The sequence below is a fragment of the Kushneria sp. AK178 genome, assembly GCF_053903105.1.
Genome location: NZ_CP096381.1, coordinates 1,045,150 through 1,067,078 on the forward strand (window position 1 = coordinate 1,045,150; position 21,929 = coordinate 1,067,078).

General features: G+C 64.4%; 16 protein-coding genes. 7 read left to right on the plus strand and 9 right to left on the minus strand.

Features of this window, described 5'->3' with window-relative positions:
• Positions 1–17: 17 nt before the first annotated feature.
• From ptsP to M1D97_RS04720, 4 genes are all read left to right on the plus strand, one after another.
• On the plus strand, positions 18–2,870 hold the full coding sequence (ptsP, locus tag M1D97_RS04705) for a phosphoenolpyruvate--protein phosphotransferase (protein ID WP_456269587.1): 2,853 nt from the start codon (positions 18–20) through the stop codon (positions 2,868–2,870).
• Positions 2,867–3,805 carry a 1-phosphofructokinase gene (gene pfkB, locus M1D97_RS04710; RefSeq protein WP_456269589.1) on the plus strand — a complete coding sequence of 313 codons (939 nt, stop codon included), beginning with the start codon at positions 2,867–2,869 and terminating at the stop codon, positions 3,803–3,805. The genes ptsP and pfkB overlap by 4 nt, the downstream gene beginning before the upstream one ends.
• A 91-nt stretch (positions 3,806–3,896) precedes the next feature.
• The gene (locus tag M1D97_RS04715) at positions 3,897–5,663 is read left to right on the plus strand and encodes a PTS fructose-like transporter subunit IIB (RefSeq protein ID WP_456269590.1); all 1,767 of its coding nucleotides are present in this window, start codon (positions 3,897–3,899) and stop codon (positions 5,661–5,663) included.
• A 179-nt stretch (positions 5,664–5,842) separates the two neighbouring features.
• Positions 5,843–7,306, plus strand: a complete 1,464-nt coding sequence (locus M1D97_RS04720) for a sodium-dependent transporter (protein WP_456269591.1) — start codon at positions 5,843–5,845, stop codon at positions 7,304–7,306.
• A gap of 75 nt (positions 7,307–7,381) precedes the next feature.
• Here the strand turns inward: M1D97_RS04720 and betT are convergent, their stop codons facing one another.
• On the minus strand, positions 7,382–9,451 hold the full coding sequence (gene betT / locus M1D97_RS04725; RefSeq protein WP_456269592.1) for a choline BCCT transporter BetT: 2,070 nt from the start codon (positions 9,449–9,451) through the stop codon (positions 7,382–7,384).
• 283 nt (positions 9,452–9,734) lie between these two features.
• Between betT and M1D97_RS04730 the strand changes: the two genes are divergently transcribed.
• Both M1D97_RS04730 and M1D97_RS04735 read left to right on the plus strand, forming a co-directional pair.
• Positions 9,735–10,298, plus strand: a complete 564-nt coding sequence (locus M1D97_RS04730; RefSeq protein ID WP_456269593.1) for an O-acetyl-ADP-ribose deacetylase — start codon at positions 9,735–9,737, stop codon at positions 10,296–10,298.
• Between the two features lie 190 nt (positions 10,299–10,488).
• Positions 10,489–11,019, plus strand: a complete 531-nt coding sequence (locus M1D97_RS04735; protein WP_456269594.1) for a gluconokinase — start codon at positions 10,489–10,491, stop codon at positions 11,017–11,019.
• A 107-nt stretch (positions 11,020–11,126) separates the two neighbouring features.
• On the opposite strand, the gene M1D97_RS04740 is transcribed toward M1D97_RS04735, so the two are convergent.
• Together M1D97_RS04740 and M1D97_RS04745 are read right to left on the minus strand one after the other, a co-directional pair.
• On the minus strand, positions 11,127–12,047 hold the full coding sequence (locus M1D97_RS04740; protein ID WP_456269595.1) for a Gfo/Idh/MocA family protein: 921 nt from the start codon (positions 12,045–12,047) through the stop codon (positions 11,127–11,129).
• 57 nt (positions 12,048–12,104) lie between these two features.
• Entirely contained in the window at positions 12,105–13,160 is a 1,056-nt protein-coding gene (locus tag M1D97_RS04745; protein WP_456269596.1) for an aldose epimerase family protein, read from the minus strand.
• 625 nt (positions 13,161–13,785) lie between these two features.
• Between M1D97_RS04745 and M1D97_RS04750 the strand changes: the two genes are divergently transcribed.
• A complete protein-coding gene (locus M1D97_RS04750; protein ID WP_456269597.1) occupies positions 13,786–15,789 on the plus strand; it encodes a methyl-accepting chemotaxis protein in 2,004 nt (667 codons plus the stop codon).
• Between the two features lie 101 nt (positions 15,790–15,890).
• Here M1D97_RS04750 and M1D97_RS04755 read toward each other — a convergent pair whose 3' ends face one another.
• The 6 genes from M1D97_RS04755 to M1D97_RS04780 form a co-directional block, all read right to left on the minus strand.
• Positions 15,891–16,646 (minus strand): FadR/GntR family transcriptional regulator, encoded by a 756-nt coding sequence (locus M1D97_RS04755; RefSeq protein WP_456269598.1) that lies wholly within the window; start codon positions 16,644–16,646, stop codon positions 15,891–15,893.
• 84 nt (positions 16,647–16,730) lie between these two features.
• The gene (locus M1D97_RS04760) at positions 16,731–17,615 is read right to left on the minus strand and encodes an SMP-30/gluconolactonase/LRE family protein (RefSeq protein ID WP_456269599.1); all 885 of its coding nucleotides are present in this window, start codon (positions 17,613–17,615) and stop codon (positions 16,731–16,733) included.
• Positions 17,616–17,650: 35 nt separating this feature from the next.
• Positions 17,651–18,307 (minus strand): hypothetical protein, encoded by a 657-nt coding sequence (locus M1D97_RS04765; protein ID WP_456269600.1) that lies wholly within the window; start codon positions 18,305–18,307, stop codon positions 17,651–17,653.
• Between the two features lie 44 nt (positions 18,308–18,351).
• The gene (locus tag M1D97_RS04770; protein ID WP_456269601.1) at positions 18,352–19,281 is read right to left on the minus strand and encodes a 2-hydroxyacid dehydrogenase; all 930 of its coding nucleotides are present in this window, start codon (positions 19,279–19,281) and stop codon (positions 18,352–18,354) included.
• Between the two features lie 51 nt (positions 19,282–19,332).
• Positions 19,333–20,280 carry a magnesium/cobalt transporter CorA gene (corA, locus tag M1D97_RS04775; protein ID WP_456269602.1) on the minus strand — a complete coding sequence of 316 codons (948 nt, stop codon included), beginning with the start codon at positions 20,278–20,280 and terminating at the stop codon, positions 19,333–19,335.
• A gap of 112 nt (positions 20,281–20,392) precedes the next feature.
• Complete coding sequence (locus M1D97_RS04780; protein WP_456269603.1) at positions 20,393–21,928, minus strand: chemotaxis protein CheW; 1,536 nt, start codon at positions 21,926–21,928, stop codon at positions 20,393–20,395.
• Position 21,929 lies beyond the last annotated feature (1 nt).

The following is a 21,929-nucleotide window of genomic DNA, read 5'->3' on the forward strand; positions in this document are numbered from 1 at the left end:
ACAAGGATCAATACGCCATGCTCACGCTGAAAAGTGATGCCGTTTTGCTCGATCAGCACGCCAGCGACTGGCGTGATGCGCTCCATCAGGCCGGCCAGGCGCTCATGGAAGGCGGGCTTGCCCGCGAAGGCTATCGCGATGCGCTGTTCGAGCGCGAACAGCAGGCCTCGACCTGGCTGGGCAATGGCATCGTCATTCCGCACGGCACCCAGCAAAGCCGTGAGCATGTGCTGGCCACCGGCGTGCGTCTGCTGCAGTTTCCCGACGGCGTCGAGTGGCACGACGGCAATCGGGTCCACCTGATCATCACCATTGCCGCGCAGAGCGACGAGCATCTCGACATTCTGCGCCAGCTCACCCATGTGCTCGACCGCGACGGCGTGTCGGAAAAGCTGGCCCGTGCCGAGGATGCCGAAGAGGTCGTCAGCCTGCTCTCCAAAGCGCCAATCACCGCCCGTCTGGATGGCGACACCATCATTCAGAACGTGCCGGCCCACTCATCGCTGGAATTGACCGCCGCTGCCGCCACGCGCCTTGAGCAGCTCGGCTGCGTGGATCGCCGTTTCGTGGCCGACATTCTGGCCCAGCAGGCCGTCTCGCTGGGCCAGCAGCTGTGGCTGGTGCGTAGCGCCACGGCCGTGACCCAGCCGGCGCTGGGGCTGGCCCTGCCGCAGGATCACATCGACGGCGTGGCCGGGGTCTTCTGTCTGGCCGAGAGCGGCAATGCCCATGATGTGCTGCTCGACCGACTGGTCAGCGTGCTGGAAGAGGGCAAGGGCGAGGAGCTGGCGCGGCTGGGGCGCGATGCGCTGCTCGCACGGCTGTCCGGTGAATCCGCCAGTGCCGAAACCGTGCGGGTCCGGGTACGCAACGCCCACGGCCTGCACGCCCGTCCGGCCAAGCAGCTGGTGCAGGTGGCCCGCGCCCAGAGCGTGCCGGTGCGTGTGCGACTGGCCGAGGGCGGCAACGAAGCCGTCTCGGCGGCCAGTCTGACCAAAGTGATCGGTCTGGGCGCCCGGCGCGGCCAGATGCTGATTTTCTCGGCCGAGGGCGAGGGCGCCCGTGAGGCGGTCGATGCCATGGCCGAGGCGCTGCGCGGCGGGCTGGGCGAGGAGGTCACCCCGCTGGGCGATACCAGCGATGCGCGTCCATCACGCAATCGCCAGACACCGCGTGAACCGGTGGTCGCCCCGGCGGCCGACACGCTTCTGACGGCCGTGCCGGCCTCCCCCGGCATGGCGATCGCCCCCGTGTTCGTGATGCGTCCGCCGGAGTTTCACTACGAGGAGACCGCCTCGGATCGCGAGGTGCAAAAGGCGCGCCTGGGCGAGGCGATCAAAGAGGCCGAGCAGCAGCTCGAGGAGATGATTCGCGTCGCCGGCGGCGAGGTGGCCGAGATTCTCTCCATGCATGAAGAGATGCTGGGCGACCCGGAGCTGCGCGAAGCCGCCTATGAGGCGATCAACGAAGGCAAGAGCGCCGAGGGGGGCTGGTGGCGTGCCATCGATGTGGCGGCCCGCGCCCAGGAGGCGCTGGCCGATCGGCTGCTGGCCGAGCGCGCTGCGGACCTGCGCGACGTCGGCCGGCGCGTGCTGGGCAATCTCTGCGGCGTGAAAATGCCCGACCCGCCGGCGCACCCGTACATTCTGGTCACCGACGATGTCGGCCCCTCCGATGTGGCGCGGCTGGATACCTCGCGGGTGCGCGGTATCCTGACCGCCCGCGGCGGGGCGACCTCCCACAGTGCCATTCTGGCGCGGGCGCTGGGCATTCCGGCAGTCGTGGGAGCCGGCGAGACCGTCATGGCGCTGAGCAATGGCATCGACATGATTCTCGACGGCGAGCGCGGCCGCGTGATCCCCGAACCCGCCCCGGAGCGCCGAGCCCGTACCGAGCTCTCCATTCGCGAGCGCGAGATTCTCGAGCGTGACGCCTTTGAGGTGCGCTTTGACCCGGCCGTCACCCTGGACGGCCATCGCGTCGAGGTGGCTGCCAACCTGGGCAACACCGCCCACGCCACGGACGCCGTCGAGCGCGGCGCCGAGGCGGTCGGCCTGCTGCGTACCGAATTTGTCTTCATGGCCCATCCGCAGGCGCCGGATCTGGACACCCAGGTGGCCGAATACGCCCAGGCCTTTGATGCCCTGGGCAGCACCCGGGCACTGGTCGCGCGCACGCTGGATGTCGGCGGTGACAAGCCGCTGGACTACTGGCCGGTGCCGGCAGAAGACAACCCCTTTCTGGGGCTGCGCGGCATTCGCCTGGCACTGACCCGCCCGGACGTGCTCGAGACCCAGATCCGGGCGCTTCTGACCGCGGCCGGGGAGCGTCCGCTGCGCATCATGTTCCCGATGGTCAAGGACGTGGCGGAGTTTCATGCCGGCAAGGCGATTTTCGATCGCGTTCAGGCCGAGGTGCGCGCGCCCGATGTGCAGCTGGGCGTCATGATCGAGGTACCCTCCTGTGCGCTGCTGGCGCCGAGTCTGGCCGAGCATGTCGATTTCTTCTCGATCGGCACCAACGACCTGACCCAGTACACCCTGGCGATCGACCGCGGCCATTCGCAATTGTCCGCCCAGGCCGACGGCCTGCACCCGGCGGTGCTGCGCCTGATCAAAATGACCGTGGACGCCGCGCATGCGAAAGGGCGCTGGGTGGGCGTGTGTGGCGAGCTGGGCAGCGACCCGCAGGCCATCGGCGTGCTGATGGGGCTGGGCGTGGATGAGCTGTCGGTCTCCAGCCGTCAGATTCCGCTGGTCAAGCAGCGCATTCGCGGCCTGAATCTGGACGAGAGTCGGGCGCTGGCGCTGCGCGCGCTCGAGTGCCCGACGGCGGCCGAGGTGCGCGCCATGCTGGAGTCGTTGACATGAGTCGGGTACTGACACTGACGCTCAATCCGGCGCTGGATCTCGCCATTCGCCTGAGCGTGCTGTCACCCGGCAGCGTCAACCGCTCGCAGGAGAGTTCGCTGACGCCGGCCGGCAAGGGCAATAACGTGGCCTGTGTGCTGGCGCGCCACGACCATCGGGTGTCGGTCAGCGGCTTTCTGGGTCGCGATAACCAGGCGCCCTTCGAGCGCGCCTTTGCACAGTGGGGCGTGGAGGATCGCTTCATTCGTGTCGACGGTGAAACCCGGGTCAACGCCAAGCTTTCCGAGGCCGACGGTCGCGTAACGGACATCAACGGCCCGGGCGCGCTGGTAGACGAGACAGCCATGACGCAGCTTCTCGGTGATATCGACGCCCGCTGTGATGAGATCGAGGCGGTGGTGATCTCCGGCAGCCTGCCGCCGGGCGTGACGCCCGAGTGGCTCTCAATGCTGATCGGGCGGCTCGAAACGCAGGGTGTGCCGGTCTGGCTGGACAGCAGCGGCGAGGCGCTGGTGCAGGGCGCCCGGGCGCGTCCCGCGCTGATCAAGCCCAACGAGCAGGAGCTGGCCGAGTGCGTGGGCCGGCCGCTGCCGGACGAAGCGGCGCTGCTGGCGGCGGCGCGCGAACTGCAGCGCGGTGGCATCGACAACGTGTTGCTGTCGCTGGGCGCCGAGGGGGTGGTGTGGCTGTTCGAGGGCGGTGCGCTGCGTGCCCGCCCGCCGAAGATGGAGATCGTCAGCACGGTGTGCGCCGGCGATACACTGCTGGCCGGGGCGCTGCATGGCGTGCTGGCGGGCTGGTCGCGGGAGGCAACGCTGCGCTTTGCCACCGCCCTGTCCGCCGATGCCGTGCGCCGCATCGGCGTCGGGCGTTCGGATACCGAGGATTTTGCCGCGCTGTGTGATGCGGTCCATGTGGAGGCGCTGACGACATGACGGCCTTCCCGATTTCTTTTGAGCTGCCTGCTGATGACAGGCGCGGTCAGCACGGCGACCAGTGGTTGGCACTGGCACAGGAGTGGTTTGCATGAATATTGTTATCGTCACGGCCTGCCCCAGCGGCACGGCGACGACCTATCTGGCGGCGCGCCGGCTCGAACAGGCCGCACACCGGCTGGGCTGGCACACGGCGGTCGAGATGCAGGGCCAGTTCGACTCGACCACGCTTGGTGATGAGCAGATTGCCGCGGCCGACCTGGTGGTGGTCGCCGCCAGTCGCCCCGTGGCGCTGTCCCGCTTTACCGGCAAGCCGCTCTATCGCGAGCGACTCGAGGCCGCACTGCCGGACCCGGACGGTTTTCTAAACCGCGCGCGCGAGCAGGCAGTGCCCTGGCAGGGCGATGATGACGCTTTTGAAGAGGCCGGTGCGGCCCCGGCAGCGTCCGGGGCCAGCACCTCGAAAAACATTGTCGCCGTGACGGCCTGTCCGACCGGCGTGGCGCACACCTTCATGGCCGCCGAGGCGCTGGCCGAGGCCGGGCGCACCCTGGGCCATCACATCAAGGTCGAGACGCAGGGCTCGGTCGGCGCGCAGAACCAGCTCACCGATGACGATATCGCCAGCGCCGACATTGTGCTGCTGGCCTGTGATATCGAGGTCGATGACGAGCGCTTTGCCGGCAAGCCGATCTATCGCACCTCCACCGGCACGGCGCTCAAGAAGTCGCAGCAGACCATCAACGACGCGCTGGCAGGCGCTGCGGTGGAAAGCGAAGGCAGCAGCGCGCCGGCCGGTGGCGAGCGCAAGAAGAGCATGAAGGAGCGGGGCGTCTACAAGCACCTGCTGACCGGGGTCTCCTTCATGCTGCCGATGGTGGTCGCCGGCGGTCTGTGCATCGCATTGTCGTTCGTGTTCGGCATCGAGGCGTTTCAGGAGGAGGGTACGCTGGCCGCGGCGCTGATGCAGATCGGCGGCGATACGGCCTTTGCCCTGATGGTGCCGGTACTGGCGGGCTATATCGCCTACTCGATTGCCGACCGTCCCGGGATTGCGCCGGGCATGATCGGCGGCATGCTGGCCAGTACCCTGGGGGCCGGCTTTATCGGCGGCATCATCGCCGGTTTTCTGGCCGGCTACACCGCGAAGCTGATCGCGCAGAAGCTGAAGCTGCCGGCCAGTATCGAATCGCTCAAGCCGATTCTGGTGATTCCGCTGCTGGCGAGTCTGGTCACCGGGCTGACCATGATCTATCTGGTCGGCACGCCGGTGGCCGGCATGCTCTCGGCGCTGACCGATTTTCTCAACAACATGGGCTCGACCAACGCCATTCTGCTCGGGCTGTTGCTGGGTGCGATGATGTGCGTTGACCTGGGCGGGCCGATCAACAAGGCGGCCTACACCTTTGGCGTGGGCCTGCTGTCGACCCAGACCTATGCGCCGATGGCGGCGATCATGGCCGCCGGCATGGTGCCGGCGATCGGCATGGGGATTGCCAGCTTTCTGGCGCGCTCGAAGTTTGACGATACCGAGCGGGATGGCGGCAAGGCGGCCTTCGTGCTGGGGCTTTGCTTTATCAGTGAAGGAGCGATCCCCTTTGCCGCCAAGGACCCGCTGCGCGTGATTCCGATCTCGATCGTGGGCGGCGCCATGACCGGCGCACTGTCGATGTACTTCCAGATTCAGCTGATGGCGCCGCACGGCGGGCTGTTCGTGCTGCTGATTCCGGGGGCCGTCAATCAGGCGCTGCTCTATCTGCTCGCGATCGCCGTGGGCGCGCTCTTTATCGGTGCGGCCTACGCGCTGCTCAAGCCGGCCCAGCAAAAACTGGAAGTGCCGGAAGGCGCTTCCGCCTGAGTCGGCAATCGTGTCAGGAGACGCTGCAGGTATCATTCAGGGGCCCCGATGGGGCCCTTTTTTTGGGCGCTTCACGGGAAAATCATGACGGTGTCGGGCCAAAAGGGGGGCGAGACCCTTACAATGCGGGATTGATCGACAAGAGGGCCGCACAAGGCCGACAACAGACAGGGATACACATGACAACAAGCAATGGCACCGGCGGTGTGCTCTGGGCCGGACGCTGGGGATTCGTGCTGGCGGCGACCGGCTCCGCCGTGGGACTGGGCAATATCTGGAAATTCCCCTACATGACCGGTGAATACGGCGGCGGCGCCTTTGTGCTGGTCTATCTGCTGTGCATCGCGGCCATCGGGGTGCCCCTGATGATGACCGAGATCGCCTTCGGGCGGCGCGGGCGCGGCAGCCCGGTCGAAGCCGTCAAGCGGGTGGTGGCCGAATCCGGCGGCGCCTCGGGCTGGGCGGCGCTGGGCTGGATGTCGATGATCTGCGGCTTCATGATCCTGAGCTTTTACGTGGTGGTGGCCGGCTGGTCGCTCTCTTATCTCTGGAAGGCCATCACCGGCGGCCTTGCCGCCGACAGCGTCGAGGGCATGGCGGCCATCTTTGCCGACAACAACGCCAGCCCGCTCAACCTCGGCTTCTGGAGCACGCTGGTGACGCTGATCACCATGCTGATCGTGGGCAAGGGCGTGCAGGAGGGCATCGAGCGCAACGTGCGCTGGATGATGCCGGGCATGGTGATCATGCTGGCCATTCTGATCGGCTTTGGCATGTTTTCCGGGGGCTTCGGGCAGGCGGTGAACTTCCTGTTTGCCTTCGAGTTCGGCCAGCTTTCCGGCGAGGGGCTGCTGGCGGCGATGGGGCATGCCTTTTTCACCCTGTCGCTGGCGGCCGGCGCCATCATGGCGTACGGCGCCTATCTGCCGGCGGGCACCTCCATCGTCCGCACGACCTTCACGGTGGCGATCTGTGACACCCTGGTGGCGCTGATGGCAGGCCTTGCCATCTTTCCGATCATCTTTGCCAACGGCATGGACCCGGCCAGCGGTCCGGGGCTGATCTTCATGAGCCTGCCGCTGGCCTTTGCCCAGATGCCGCTGGGGACGCTGCTGGAGATCGTCTTTTTCGTGATGCTGACCATGGCGGCGCTGACCTCGTCCATCTCGATGATCGAGGCCACGATCGCGTGGCTGGTGGAAAGCCATGGCCTGGCCCGCAACCGGGCGGCCTGGGGCACCGGCATCGTGCTGTGGCTGGTCAGCACGCTGGCCATGCTGTCATTCAACCTGGGCGCGGACTGGACGCTCGGCGGGCGGACCTTTTTTGACTGGCTGGACTACCTGACCTCGCGCTTTCTGATGCCGCTGGGCGGACTGGGTCTGGCGCTACTGGCAGGCTTTGTGCTCAGGGACCGGCTGATGCGCGACGAGCTGGGGCTGAACGGGGTCGGCCATGCCCTGTGGCTGTTCATGATTCGCTATGTCTGTCCGCTGGCGATCGTGGTGATCTTTATCGATGCGCTCGGGGTCATGACGCTGGAGCTTGCCACGCAGTGGCCCTGGGGGCTGGCGGCGCTGGCGCTGTTTGTGATGCTCGGCGAGTGGCTGAGCCCGCGACTGCGCCGGCAGGAGGCGCATTGAGAGCGTGCTGACACTGCAGAAATGACAAGGGGCCGCCCGGCGAGGGCGGCCCCCTTGCGTTGGCGGTGCCCTGCCTCAGGGCGCGGGCGGCATGGTGGGGTCATCCGGAATATTGGCCGCGCTGCCGGGCGCTTCACGGCTCATGTGCAGAAACTGCAGATGACGTTCGTACTGATCGAGGATGTCGTTGATCAGCTGATCCTGGCTGAAACCGATCAGGTCGTAGCCTTGGCTGCCCTCCAGCAGATAGGCCTCGAGACGGTAGTAGCGTGACTGCGTCTCGTTGGCCCGACGGGCAAAGGAGGGCATCGGGAAGGCGCGCGGCCAGATCTGGTAGGTGAAGTTCTGCTCGCGGCCCAGGGCCACGTTCAGCTCCAGATGCAGCTCCTCGCCGTCAGCCTTGATGACCTCGGCCTCGAGCCCCTGTTCCGACAGCTCCTGCGCCACGGCGTCCATGGCGGGGCGCGCGGTCAGGTTGATGAAGGTGCTGGCCTGACGCCGGCCGGGGAAGTACATGGAGCGCTTGAGACGCTGGCGCCAGTGGCGCGAGCCGCGCTCGCTGCCTGTCTGCATGCGGCCCGACAGGCGGCCGGCCAGGCTGGCGCGGTGACTGTCCTCCTTGAAGGCTTCGCTTTTGAACGACCGATAGAGTCCGGCCATGACAAAAAAGATCACGAACGAAAAGGGCAGCCCCATGATGACCACCATGCCCTGCAGGGCCGATACGCCACCGGCCATCAGAAGCGCCAGGGTGAGCAGCCCGATCGCGACCGACCAGAAGATGCGCAGCCAGGTGGGCGCATCATGGTGGACACTGGACAACCGTGAGGTGAAGTTGCCCAGTACCAGCGCGCCGGAGTCGGCCGAGGTGACATAGAACAGCATGCCCAGAAGCGTTGCCAGCGAGGCGGTCCAGAGTACGCCCGGGTACTGTTCGAGCAGCCCGTAGATGGACTGCTCGGGGCTTTCCATGGCGATCTGCCCAAACGCGGTCGCACCGTCAAGGATGCTCTGGATGGCGCTGTTGCCGAAAATCGAGATCCACATCAGGGTGAAGATGAAGGGGATGGTCAGGGTGCCGATCACGAATTCGCGAATGGTTCGCCCGCGCGAGATGCGGGCCAGAAAAAGCCCCACGAAGGGTGCCCAGGCCACCCACCAGGCCCAGAAGAACAGCGTCCAGGTGTTGAGCCAGTCGGTCGGGCGATCGAAGGCGAAGGTGTTGAGGGTCATGCCCATGAAGCGGTTGACGTAGTCTCCCACGTTGAGCACCAGCGCATTGAGCAGAAAGACGGTGTCGCCGGCCCACAGCACATAGAGCAGCAGCACCACCGCCAGCAGCACGTTGAATTCGGAGATGCGTCGGATGCCCTTGTCGACGCCGGAGACCACCGAAATGGTGGCCAGAATGACCGACAGGGCAATCAGGGACCCCTGAATGAACAGGTTCTGGGGCAAATCGAACAGATAGCTCAGGCCGTAGTTCAGCTGCACCACGCCGATGCCGAGGCTGGTGGCAATGCCGAAGACCGTGCCGATGACCGCGGCAATATCCACCGTGTGGCCGATGGGGCCGTCCACGCGGCGGCCGAACAGCGGATAGAGCGCGCTGCGAATGGTCAGCGGCAGGTTGTAGCGGTAGCTGAAATACGCCAGCGCCATGCCCATCAGGGCGTACATGCCCCAGCCGGTGATGCCGTAGTGAAACATGCCCCAGACCGTGGCCTGGCGAGCGGCTTCCAGCGTGCCGCCTTCCCCGACGGGTGGGGCCAGAAACTGGGTCACCGGCTCGGCCACGCAGAAAAACAGCAGATCGATGCCGATGCCGGCGGCAAACAGCATCGCCGCCCAGGAGCCCAGGCTGAACTCGGGGCGCGAGTGTTCCGGGCCCAGGCGGATGCTGCCAAAGCGGGAGGCGGCAACAAAAATCACAAAGCCCAGATAGAGGGTGGCGGCCAGAAAGTAGTACCAGCCAAAGGTATTGCTGATCCACTCAAGGGCGGCAAAGATGACGGTATTGGCGGTATCGGTAAACAGCATGCCCCAGAGGGAAAAGACCACGATACACAGGGCGGAGCCATAAAAGACGACCGGGTTGAGACCGTCACGGGGCTGTTCGGGCGTATCAATATGATGGACGCTCATCGAAGGAGTCTCCTCGTTGCCGATGCAGTGATGAGTCACTCATGAACGTCGCCCTCGTGATCCAGGGTCGTATTCTCACAGCTGACCGGGATCACGAGGGCGCTGATCCAGAGTTTTTATTGATTGATTGTTCAATCAACGTACAGCCTTTATGGATGGTCTTCAACTGCCGCCGCGGTAACCCCGGTCGTTCTGGACCATGGCAGGAGGGAGTATTGTCCCGGCTCGGGGACCATCGCCCATAATGATGAGGGTTTTCATTGACGGCTTCGGGAGAGATGCCATGACAACGACCATGAGCTGGATGGACGGCAGGCTGCAGGCAATGCAGGGCGATATCACGGCCCTGGAAGTGGATGCCATCGTGAACGCGGCGAATCATTCCCTGATGGGCGGCGGCGGTGTGGATGGCGCCATTCATCGCGCCGCCGGCCCCGAACTCAAAAGGGCCTGTGAAGCCCTGCGTCGCGATCAGTGGCCGGAGGGGCTACCGGACGGCGAGGTGGCGCTGACGCCGGGGTTCAACCTGCCGGCCGACCATGTGATCCACACCGTGGGGCCGGTGTATGCCAAAACGATCGACAAGTCAGGGGTGCTGGCGAGCTGCTATCGACAGTCGCTGGCGCTGGCACGCGAGCAGGGGCTGCACACCATCGCCTTTCCGGCGATCTCGACCGGCGTTTATGGCTATCCGTTCGATCAGGCCTGCGAAGTGGTGTTGGGCGTGATGGCCGACAGACTGCCCGGGGGAGAGCTGACCGCAACACTGTGCTTTTTCGGGCAAAAGGATCTGGACGCCTTTGGCAGCGTGGCAGACCGGCTGGGGTATCAGCGTGATCGCGGATAGGCGCTGAAGCCCTCTCCGACGCGGCTTTGCGGCCATTGCGGAAGTCGTTGGCAGGCGTGGTCCTGGACGAAGGTCTTATAGGCGAAAGTCGTCCCGAAGCAAGGGTCGGTTGTAACCCCATAATGCCTTTGCAAGAATGTTGCGTTAATACGCGCAGTGACGCCCTTACCCTCATAAAGAGAGACCCGGCATGGTAAAACAGTTCGATCAGCGTCATCGGCAATCGCGGCGCATCCTGATCATGGGGGTCTCCGGATCCGGCAAATCGACCATCGGTGAGGAAGTGGCCGACAGGACAGGGTGTGAATACATCGACGGCGACAAGTATCATCCACCGGAAAACATCGAAAAGATGACCGAAGGCATTTCGCTGACGGATGAGGACCGTCAGGGCTGGCTGGAGGCGCTGGCGGACCTGTTTGCCCGTCATCGCCGGGATGACAAGAGCGTCATGATCGGCTGCTCGGGGCTGAAGAAATCCTATCGTGACATCCTGCGTCAGGGGGATCCCGAGCTGGTCATTCTGTTTCTGGATGGCAGCTACGACACCATTTTGCAGCGCATGCAGGAGCGCCAGCACTTCTTCTCACCGGAAATGCTGCAGACCCAGTTTGATACCCTGCAGCCGCCGGGCAGTGACGAGGCGATCAGCATCGATATCTCGAAATCCTTTGATAACGTCATCGATCAGTGCGTCAACGAGCTCGAGGCGCTCGACTAGCCTGTCTCCTGCGTCGTCGCGGTCGTTGATCGCGACGTGAGTCAACCCTGGTATGACACAAGGCCCCGGCGGCAGAGATGCCTCCGGGGCCTCTTGTCAGGTCGGGGTTATTCGATGAAGGCCTCGACGCTGTGACGCCGTCCCAGCAGGAAGGCATCCGCCACGTGGCGAAACGGCGCCACGTCCACATCGCTTTCGCCGGTGCGAATCAGCTCGGCAAAGCGCCGATAGAGCCCTTCATATTCGACATCCTCACCGTCCACCACGGTCTCGCCGTCAATGGTCAGATGGCTGCCGCCGGCATCGAGGACCAGCGTGGCCTCATCGGTGTCGACCGTGATCCGCCAGGTCTGCGGCCCGGTCTGGCGCCAGTCGAAATCGGCGTGAATGGGCGTGTCGTAAACGTCGGTGAATTCGAGCGTTGCGCCGATCGGTGACTGGCAGTTCTCCGGCACCTCGAGCGTGGCCTCACGCAGGAAAAAGGCCTCGGGCAGCACGCGGGTGACGATCGACAGGGCATTGATGCCGGGGTCGAAGACGCCCAGACCGCCCGGTTCCCAGACCCACTGCTGGCCCGGGTGCCACTGGCGCACGTCCTCGCGCCACTGGATATCCACGCCGGTCACGCGGCGCGTCGACAGCCACTCGCGCGCTGTCTCGACGCCGGCGGCTTCCCGGGCGTGCCAGGTGGCGTAGAGCGTCACGCCCTTTTGCTCGGCGCGGCGCACCAGATCCTCGACTTCGCTGAGGCTCACGCCCGGCGGCTTTTCCAGCAGCACATGCTTGCCGGCCTCGATGGCGGCCACCGCCTGGCCATAGCGCACCTGGGGCGGCGTACACAGCGCCACGGCCTCGATGTCGGGGTTGGCCGCCAGCAGCGTGTCGAGATCCCGATGGTTCTCGACGCCCTCGAGTGTGGCATGGCGACTGGCGATGGCGGTCAGCTCGAAATCGTGATTGTCCCGCAGGGCCGGCAGATGCTGATCCTGGGCGATCTTGCCGAAACCGGCAATGGCGATGGTGGTCATGACTCGGTCTCTTTCGATAAGGGGCTCGGGCGGCTGTCGCGGCCGCCCGGGCCGGGGTTAAAACGTTAACTGGTAGCAGGTGTGCTGGCGATAGCGCTCGCCCGGCTCGAGCCGTGTCGAGGGGAAATGGCCGTGGTTGGGCGCATCGGGAAACTGCTGTGCTTCCAGGGCCAGCCCGCCGAAGGCCTCGATCGGATGGCCGTCGTGATCGGGCAGGGTGCCATCCAGGCCAATGCCGGTATAGAGCTGCAGCGAGGGCTGGTCGGTGAAGACCGCCAGACGCCGACCGCTGTGCGGTTCGGCAAGCGTTGCCCGGGGGCGGTCGAGCGGGGTCTGATCCAGCACCAGCGCGACATCGTGGCCGCCGGCACGCTCGAGCTGCTCGCTCGGCACCCGTTCACGCTCGCGCGGAGTGGTCGGGGTGCGAAAGTCATGGGGCGTATTCTCGACCGGCGCGATCGTGCCGGTGGGGATCGATTCATCGTCGAGCACCAGATAATGGCTGGCAGCACATTCGAGCCGATGATCGCGCACGTCGCCCCGACCGCGCAGATTGAAATAGGCGTGGTTGGTCAGGCTGACCACGGTCGGTTTCGAGCTCTGCGCGTCGTAGTCGATGGTGAGCCGATTGGCCTCATCGAGACTGTAGTGCACCGTGACGTCGAGATCCCCCGGGAAGCCCATGTCGCCATCGGGCGAACGATGGGTCAGGGTCACGCCGACCCGATCGCTGTCCTCGAACAGGTGTCCCTCAAAGCGCTGAAAGCTCAGGCCCTTCGGACCGCCGTGCAGGGCGTTGTCGCCCTCGTTGGGCGGGATCTGAAACGTCCGGCCATCGAGGTCAAAGCGCGCCCGGCCGATGCGGTTGGCGTAGCGTCCGACTACCGCGCCGAAATAGGGGTGCGGTTTCAGATACTGTGTCGGATCACTGAAGCCCAGCACCAGATTGACCGGCTCGCCGCTTTCCCGATCCGGCACCCGCAGCGCCTGAAGGGTCGCGCCATGATCGAGGATATCCACCTGCATGCCGGCACTGTTGCGCAGTCTGAACCGCTCGAAGGGGGTGCCATCATCATGCTGACCGATCCGGTCGCTTTCACAGTGCAAGGGCATGAATCACTCCACGGTCGTTGGGGTACAAAAGCGTGTCGTCGTAACGATTGCCGGCCAGTATAGAAGCCGTATCCGCTTCGGGCAGGTCGCTCCCCGGGAGATCACGGCATATCCGACAGGCCGGGGGACCACAGCAAAAGTGGTATGTTGGACATTTACCGGAAATGTTCAACATGGACTTTGGCCGTTTCGACCTTGGTCCAGGCGCGCAGGCGGCATGGCACGGGCCTTGATGACCCCGAGGAGGCGGTTCGGCTGACGCGCGGCGTGGTCGAATCGACACACGGGCATTGGCCCTGTGATCCGGGGGTGGCCCGGGGAGAAGAGGTCAAAAACCATCGATGCGCCGGGTAAGGGCTGCCGGCCGGAGCCGTGGACAATACGCCGTGGGAGGTAACGAATTGGCGGCAGCGGGCAGCGGCCACATTGACTCGAAACATGTGGCCTGCCGCTTCAGCCATCACGTTTGGCGTCAGACAGCAACATGACAAGGTATGGAGCTTTTCATCGAGCCGGAACAGGGATGAGAAGAACCAGCCCCGGTAACCGTCAAGTTTTCCCGGGAGTCACCGATAGTGGAGGAGCTATTGGCCGGTTCTCTTTCCATTCTAATGAGCGCTTGATCATGAAACTTCTTTATCGCCTTCCCATGGCCAGCAAGTTTCTGCTTGCTCTGGGGACCCCCATTCTGGCCGTGGCCATTTTCTCGATCATTGGCATCAGCGAGCGCTGGTCAACCATCCAGGAGGCCGACCATCTGACGACGGTCACCCTCATTGCACAGCGAACAGGCGATCTGGTGCACGGCCTGCAGGCCGAGAGAACGCTTTCGGGCGGTTATCTGGATACCGAGCGCCAGCAGTACGGCGATGCACTCAAACAGCAGAGGGCGCAGGTCAATGCCGCGCTGCAGAGCTGGCAGGACTCGCTGGAAGAGGTGTCTTCTGCCTCGGAGGGGGGCGCCATTGCAGCGCCCGTTAATGCCGCCAGAACCTCGCTTGCCGGACTCAAGGGCCTGAGAGATGACGTTGACGCCGGCCGGATCAGCCCCGCCAGGGCTTCCGAAACCTACACGCTCAGGACGACGGCCCTGATCGATATCGTCGGACAGGTTTCTCACCTGCCCACGGATGCAGATATTGCGGGCAGCATTTCCGCCTATTACAGCCTGCTCGCTGCCAAGGACCTGACCGGCATGGAGCGGGGTCTGATCGCGGGTTCTCTGGCCATGGATCAAATGCCACTGCCCCTGCAGCACATATGGATGCAATTGATCGGCCGCGAACGCGCCTATCTCGAGACCTTCCAGGCCCTGGCCAATCCGTCCACTGTGGCAAGCTACCACGACCTCATGGCCTCACCGGATATCAGGGCAATTCACGATATACGACAGAGCATCATGTCCAGACTCGACGTTGGCGGATTTAACCGCTCTCCCGATGAGTGGTTTGATCTACTGGCCACCAAAATGGCGCTGATGAAGCGCATCGAGGATCAGGCGGTGGCCGATATCCTTTCCAGAGTCGAGCAGTTGCACTCTGAAGCGACCACCAGTCTGTGGCGTTATGCCATCCTTTCGATCGCGGCGCTGCTGGTCACGCTGGCATTGACCTGGCGTATCGTTCGAACCATCAATCGGCCCCTCATGGCAGCGCTTGACGTCATCAGGCATCGCGGCAATGACCTGACCCGACGTCTGACCGTGCCGGGCAGCGATGAACTGTCGCAGCTTTACAGCAGCTACAATACTGCCAGCGAGGAAACCGAGCGTCTGGTTGGCAATATCAAGGGCAATGCCCGTGTCGTCAGCGAGGCCAGCCACGAAATCGCCCAGGGCAATGTGAATCTGGCAGGCCGCACCGAAGCGCAGTCGGCTTCCCTGGAGGAGACGGCCGCCAGCATGACCGAAATCACCGAAACGGTTCGTCAGACCGCGGCCAACGCTGCTCAGGCCCGTAGCCTGTCGGAACACGCCGAGCAGGAATCAACCCGGGCCTTCACCAGTGCCGAAGGCACTCGCGACGCCATGACCCGGATTCAGGACACCAATCGACAGGTTGCCGATGTCGTCAGTGCCATCGACAGTATTGCCTTCCAGACCAATCTGCTGGCATTGAATGCCTCGGTCGAGGCCTCACGCGCAGGAGAGCAGGGTCGGGGCTTTGCGGTCGTGGCCGCAGAGGTGCGACAGCTTGCCGGGCGCAGTGCTGAAGAAGCGCGACGGGTAAGGACCCTGATTCAGCAGAGCACCGAAGCCATCGATGCGGGCAACCAGCGTGTCACCCTGACGCACCAGGCGCTGAACGATGTTCGAATGCGCATCAGCGACGTTGCGACACTCGTGGCTGAAATCGCAACGGCTGCTTCGGAGCAGGCCGATGGCGTGGGTCAGATTCACGAGGCCATATCCCAGCTTGACGATACCACCCAGCGCAATGCCGCACTGGTCGAGGAAATCGCGGCCGCCAGCAGACTGCTCAATGATCAGGCCATCGAAATGGATTCGCTGATCGCCCACTACACGGTCAGTGACGATATTGCTCGAAATGCCATGAGTGAAGCGACGTTTGAGCACCGATCGCAGGCTCGTCCCGTCCAGGGGGCTGCCCACCGTTTCGTAACGGCGTGACGCCGCGGCGCCGCCCCATGGCGGCGTTTTAATGCCCTGTCAGGATATTCAGGCCGTCAATGCCTGCTCTCCCAACGACGGGCGTGCCCAGCGGTACACCTTCAATCGGCATGCGGGGCCCTCAGGGGCAGATGCGCCGGTGCCGGGGCCGGCGTGACGGCCATGTCCAGGGCACGGGCGGTATCTTCCAGCACGGCAATGGCGGCGTGATAGGCCTCGTCGGGCTGGCGCATGCGAATGGCGTCCATGAGGCGGCGATGGCTTTCAAGGCTCTGGCCCGGGTCGCGCGTGCGCGTGTTGCTGTGGGACACCAGCAGGTGAATGGACGGGCGCAGCACATGGGAGAGCTGGGACCAGACGATGTTGTGGGTGGCGTAGTAGATGGCGACGTGAAAGGAGACATCGCAGTGGTCGTGATGTGTGGTGTCCTCCTCCCGATAATGACGCTGCATGCCCTCGAAGGCTTCCTCGATGGCAACCAGATCCCGGGCGGTGGCGCTGCCGGCGGCCATCATGGCCACCCAGGGCTCGACCGTCAGGCGAAAGCTCAGGATTTCGCGCTGGATCTCCAGATGTGGCCCGGCAAAGCGGGTGAGCCAGTCCGTCACGGCCGGGTCGAGAATGTGCCACTGCGAAAACTCGCGCACGCGGGAGCCGTGGCCGGAAATGCGCTCGATGATGCCGCCGCTGACCAGTGCGCCCAGATGACGACGCACCACGTTGCGACTCAGCCCGAACTGCCGGCAGATCGACAGCTCTCCGGGGATGAGATCGCCCGGCTGATAGCGACCGTCAAGAATCTGCTGGATCAGATGGTCGGCCACATGGGTGGCGTCAGGGGAGGCAGTCTCTGTCATGCGGTTCTCGCAGGCGCAGCATTGATAGAAACCTGTCACGCTCGGGCCCCGATACGGCCGCGCCGCATCGGGGAAGGCGGCGCGTCAGAGGCCGGCGTGGCGGGCATTCCGATAGCGGTGTCCGGGCAGGCCCGGTGTCTCCACACGCGTGGAAAAGAGCGAGCCGGCATCGGGATACTGATCCAGCGTGGTCTGCGCCATGCCCTGACGGGCGCAGGTGACATAGAGCGTTTTAAGGTCGCTGTCGCCGAAGGTGACCTTGGTCGGGTTGGGCGCCAGCAGTGGCAGGGTTTCCACCACGGTGCCGCGATCATCGAGATGCACCACGACGCCGCCACCGTACATGGCCACCCAGTAGTGGCCGGCCTCATCAACGGCGGCACCGTCCGGTGAGCCCGGCAGGGCCAGCGCCCGGGTGTCGGCAAAGAGCTCCGGTGTGCCCAGCGTGCCCTGCTCGATATCCAGCGGATAGCGGTAAATGCAATGGGTCGGCGTGTCGCTGAAGTAGAGCCAGTGGTTGTCCGGGCTGATCGCAAGACCGTTGGAGATGGTGACGCCATCGACGTGCGGGGTCAGCTCGCCCTGATAGCTGAAAAGCGCCGCGGTGGGTTGTGACTCCTCGGCGTGCTTGGTGCCGAACCACAGCCGGCCATGGGCGTCGCAGTGGCCATCGTTGCACCAGCTGATGTCCGGATTCTGGGGCCCCTCGACGAGCTGGTGCTGTTTATGGCCGTGCTCATCGATATGCCACAGCCCCGAACGAAAGGCGCCCAGGTACCCGCCCTTGTCATCGGGTACGGCGTAGGCCAGCGGCTCGTCAAAGCGCCAGACCCGGTGCTCATTGGACTCCGGGTCGAGCTGGTGCAGCTCGCCGCCCAGGATGTCGGTCCAGTGAAGACACTGCTGGTGGCCGTCCCAGTGGGGTCCTTCCCCCAGCGCCATGGTCAATGTCAGATGTGGTTCCAGCATGTTCCCTCCCTGGTATCAGTATTGGATGTTGTTCCCTATGGCGTCTCCAGCTTTATAAGCTGCAGCCGTGCACTCAGTGTGCCATCGCGGAAGTAGTCCGTCTGCACAAGAAGGCCGGGATAGCGCGAGGTGAAATAGAAATGCAGGCGCCGGTCGGGCCTGTCCTCGTCCCAGGCCTCGACATGGCGCGTGGGCCAGCGTCCCTCGGGCACCGGCATCTCCGGGTCGTCGATCACTCGCCAGGCCATGTCATGTTCGCGTTCCTTGTGATCAACATATTGAAACGTGCAGGGGTCGGCGCTGCGCCCGCGACACGAAGGAGCGTCAAAGGCCTGACGACTCAGGGCGAACAGGGCTGCCTGCCGGTCGGGAAGCGGCGAGAGCTGGCCGTCGTCGAGTCGATAGGTATCCCCAAAGCCGAACAGACGATAGCGGCTGTAAAAGCTCCAGGGCGATACGACGGTGTCATCGCGCAGCTGAAAGCGACTGTACTCATAGGCAGTGGCGATCTTGACCGAGGCGTGCATGGTGGTGCGCCAGCCACCCTCATCGTGCTCGAGCTGATGCGTCATGTCGGCGTTGGGCCAGCCGTCGATGGTGAGATGATAGTGGGCCTCGAAGGGCTGAATCTCCCCGGCCCGGATCGGGGCGGACAGCAATAGGGCGGTCATCACCGGAAAAGCGCGATGCATGACATCTCCTGTCGGTTAATGGCAGGGCACACCGGATCGGGGGATCAGTACCCCGTGGCGGGGTCCACGGTCTCGATGGGCTCGCCACGCGTCAGGGCCAGAATGTCGGCGGCGAACTGTCGGGCGCCCTCGGCCACGTCGGTGGGGGCCGCCACGTGCGGCGTGACAATGACGCGGGGATCCTGCCAGAGCGGGTGCTGTGCCGGCAGGGGCTCATTGGCAAACACATCCAGCATCGCGCCGCGCAGGTGCCCGCGCTCGATGAGGGCAAGCAGGGCGTCCGGGTCCAGGGTGGTGCCGCGGCCGGCGTTGATGACCACGGCGCCCTCGGGCAGCCGCGCCAGTCGCGGCTCATCAAGCAGCCCGCGCGTCCCGGGGGTGTCCGGCAGCAGGCTGACAATAACCCGCGAGGTGTCCAGAAAGGCGTTCAGACCGGTGTCGCCGTGATGGGTATCGATGCCTTCAAGGTGTTTTTCACGGCGGCTCCAGCCCTGCACCTCAAAGCCCTGGGCGCGGATGCGACGGGCGCACGCCTGACCGAGCGTGCCCAGCCCCAGAATGCCCACGCGCCAGTCGCTACGATCATTTAACGGCTGCTCCTGCCAGTGACTCTTGAGCTGCTGTTGGCGGTAGCGGTCCATGTCGCGATAGAAATGCAGAATGCCGTAGAGCGCGTAGTCGGCCATCAGCGCCCCCATGCCGGCATCGCGCAGGCGAACGATGGGCACGTCCGGTAGCCCGGGAAGGCTCAGCAGGGCATCCACCCCGGCGCCGGCGTTGAAGATCGCCTTCAGCGAGGCGTCCTGACACGCCAGCAGCGAGGCCGGCGGCTTCCAGACGAGGAGAATATCGGCCGGGCCTTCGCCGGCCTCCTCGGTGGTCGCGATCTCGACGCCAGGCAGCACCGGCTGCAGTTCACGCGTCAGTATCTCCTGCCAGCGTGTCGCCTCGGGGGCGTGAATCAGAATGCGCATATCGTCTCCCCTCGCGCGTGGTGCAGGCCGGGCCCGGCAGGCATCGTTGCCTCAGAGCCAGCCGCGATGCTTGAAGTAAAGATAGGGCGAGATGCCCGACAGGATCATGATCCCGATGGCAAAAGGGTAGCCCAGCGGCCAGTGCAGTTCCGGCATGACATCAAAGTTCATGCCGTAGATGCTGGCGATCATGGTCGGCGGCAGAAATACCACGGCGGCGATCGAGAAAATCTTGATGATCTGGTTCTGCTGGATGTTGATAAAGCCCTGGGTCGTGTCCATCAAAAAGTTGACCTTGTCGGACAAAAAGGTGTTGTGGGACATCAGGGCGTCCACGTCCTGAAGCACCTCACGGGCCTGCTCCTGCAGCTCCGGATGGCGTCGCAGGTGGCGCAGCAGAAAGTGCAGCGAACGCTGGGTGTCCATCAGACACAGGCGAATCTTGCCGACGCTATCCTCGACCTTGGCCAGCCGGTCGATGGCGTCCTCGAGGTCGGAGTCCTCGACTTCCAGCACCTGATGGCTGACCTGCTCGAGGTCACGGTGCATGTCCTCGACGCTGTCGGCCAGGTTTTCCACCTTCTGTTCGAAGATGGTGACCATCAGCTCCTGGGGCGAGCCGGCCTCGATCTGGCCGCGCCGGGCACGCAGGCGTAGCAGTCTGAAATCGGCCAGATCCTCCTCGCGCAGGCTGAGCAGTCGCCGGGACTGAAGAATGAAGGCCACCGTGGTGTTCTGGTGCTTGCCTTCATTGCGGGTCAGAAACAGGGAGTGGACGTGGAGGCCGTCGGCGTCGGCGAAATAGCGCGCCGAGGATTCGATCTCTTCGACATCGGTGCTGCCGGGAAGCTCCTCGGCCAGAAAGGGGGCCAGGGCCTGACGTTCGCTGTCACTGGGGTCCTGAGCATCGATCCAGGTGGCCTGCGACAGTCGCTCGTCGAGCGCGTCATCGGCCAGCTCGTGGATAGTATGCTGCTCAAGGCTGTAGGTCCTGATCATGATGACATCCCGACACGGTTTGGGTAGTCTGCATGATCCCAGAGCGGCGTGTTATTGCCAAAGACTTTAGCAACGCCCGTGCCGGCGCGTGAGGGGCAGGCGTTGTCCGGTCTCAGGCGGGCTGCGCGGGCGGGGCTGAATCGATCATGGCGCAGTGATGGCAGGCGTTGATGTCCACCAGCAGTGCGGCCAGCGTTTCCAGACACAGCACGGACATGATCTTCTTGCCCTCCCCGGTGCCCACCACGATCAGCCGCTTGCACTGCTCGATGGGCGGCGTGCCGGTCTCCTGCTCGCCGCGCCAGCGAATGATCAGACTGTCTGCCGGGGCATCGATATATTCGATGTGACGCGCGTTGTCGATCATGAAACCGACCCGGTACTCGCCGCAGGCCACGATCAGAACATCGGTGGCCGGCGTGTCGTGGGGCGTTTTCAACAGTTCGCGCAGATCGATCAGCGAGACGGCGCGATCGCGGTGGGGCAGTGTCCCCGCCCAGCCCTGTTTGGGGTTGGTACTGGGGGTGACGTCCTCCGGCATGGCGATGACTTCATCGAGCTGTTCCAGCGGTGTGACGTATTGACCGAAGGCATCATAGTGGACGAAGGCAAAGCGGCGGTAGACCACGTCCTGTGTCCGGGTATCGTCGACCCGGCCGGCGTACATGGCCGCGATGGTGAGAAAGTCCTGGTCGGTGGCAAAGCGGGCCTCGTCAAGCAGCAGTGATTCGCCAAGCTCGGCATGGGTCATCATGCCGGTCACGGTGGCCTCGGCGCATGACTGGTTGTCGGCCAGCGGCATCAGCTCTGCCGGGTCGTAATCGACCATGCGCAGGACACGGCTGGCCGCCAGGCCCAACAGCTGGCCGCGTACGGCCACCACGACCATCAGATGGGCGCGGTCCGTACATGGTTTCTCGAGGCGGGCCAGGATCAGCGGGCAGAACACGGCCATGGACTGCTCGCGCAGCGCCGTGGTGCCCATGAATCCCTCGACCTCCAGCACCGGGGGCGCGAGCGTCTCGAGCGGCTGAATTTCACGCACCATCGCGGCGGGCAGACTGAGATGGATACCCAGGCAGTCGATCATGAGCGCTCGGGCGCGATCATGCCTCCCCTGGCTGTCCCCTGACAGGCGCCCCGGGGTGAAATCGGGTGTGCTGGCGGTGTCGCTCAGCGAGCGCGTTACTCCATCAAGGGCGAACAAGGCGTCCAGCTCGAGCACATAGACCAGTCGATCCTCACCGCCCAGGTCGGTGTTGAAGGCCGCCGGGATCAGGGTGGCAGTGGTGTCCCGGTGACTGTCCAGCGGCTGCAAACGCTCGTTCGGCACCGTTGTAATTCCGTGAATGGCGTCCACGCGCAGGCCGAAGACGCCGGACTGCCAGTGCACGATCGCCACTCGGTCACCGGCGTGTCGTGCATCGACACCATCATCAAACTGCAGGAGGCGGGCCAGGTCGATCACCGGGATCATTTCATCGCGCAACATGAACGCGCCCAGTGACCAGGCCGGTGCCAGCGGCGCCGGCGTCAGCGCCTGCGGCAGGTCGGCCACTTCCCGCAGGGCGTTGACGGGCAGGGCGACATTGCTGCTGCCGATGCCCAGTACCCCATAGGTGTTGTTGCCGGTGGCGTATTCGTTCATG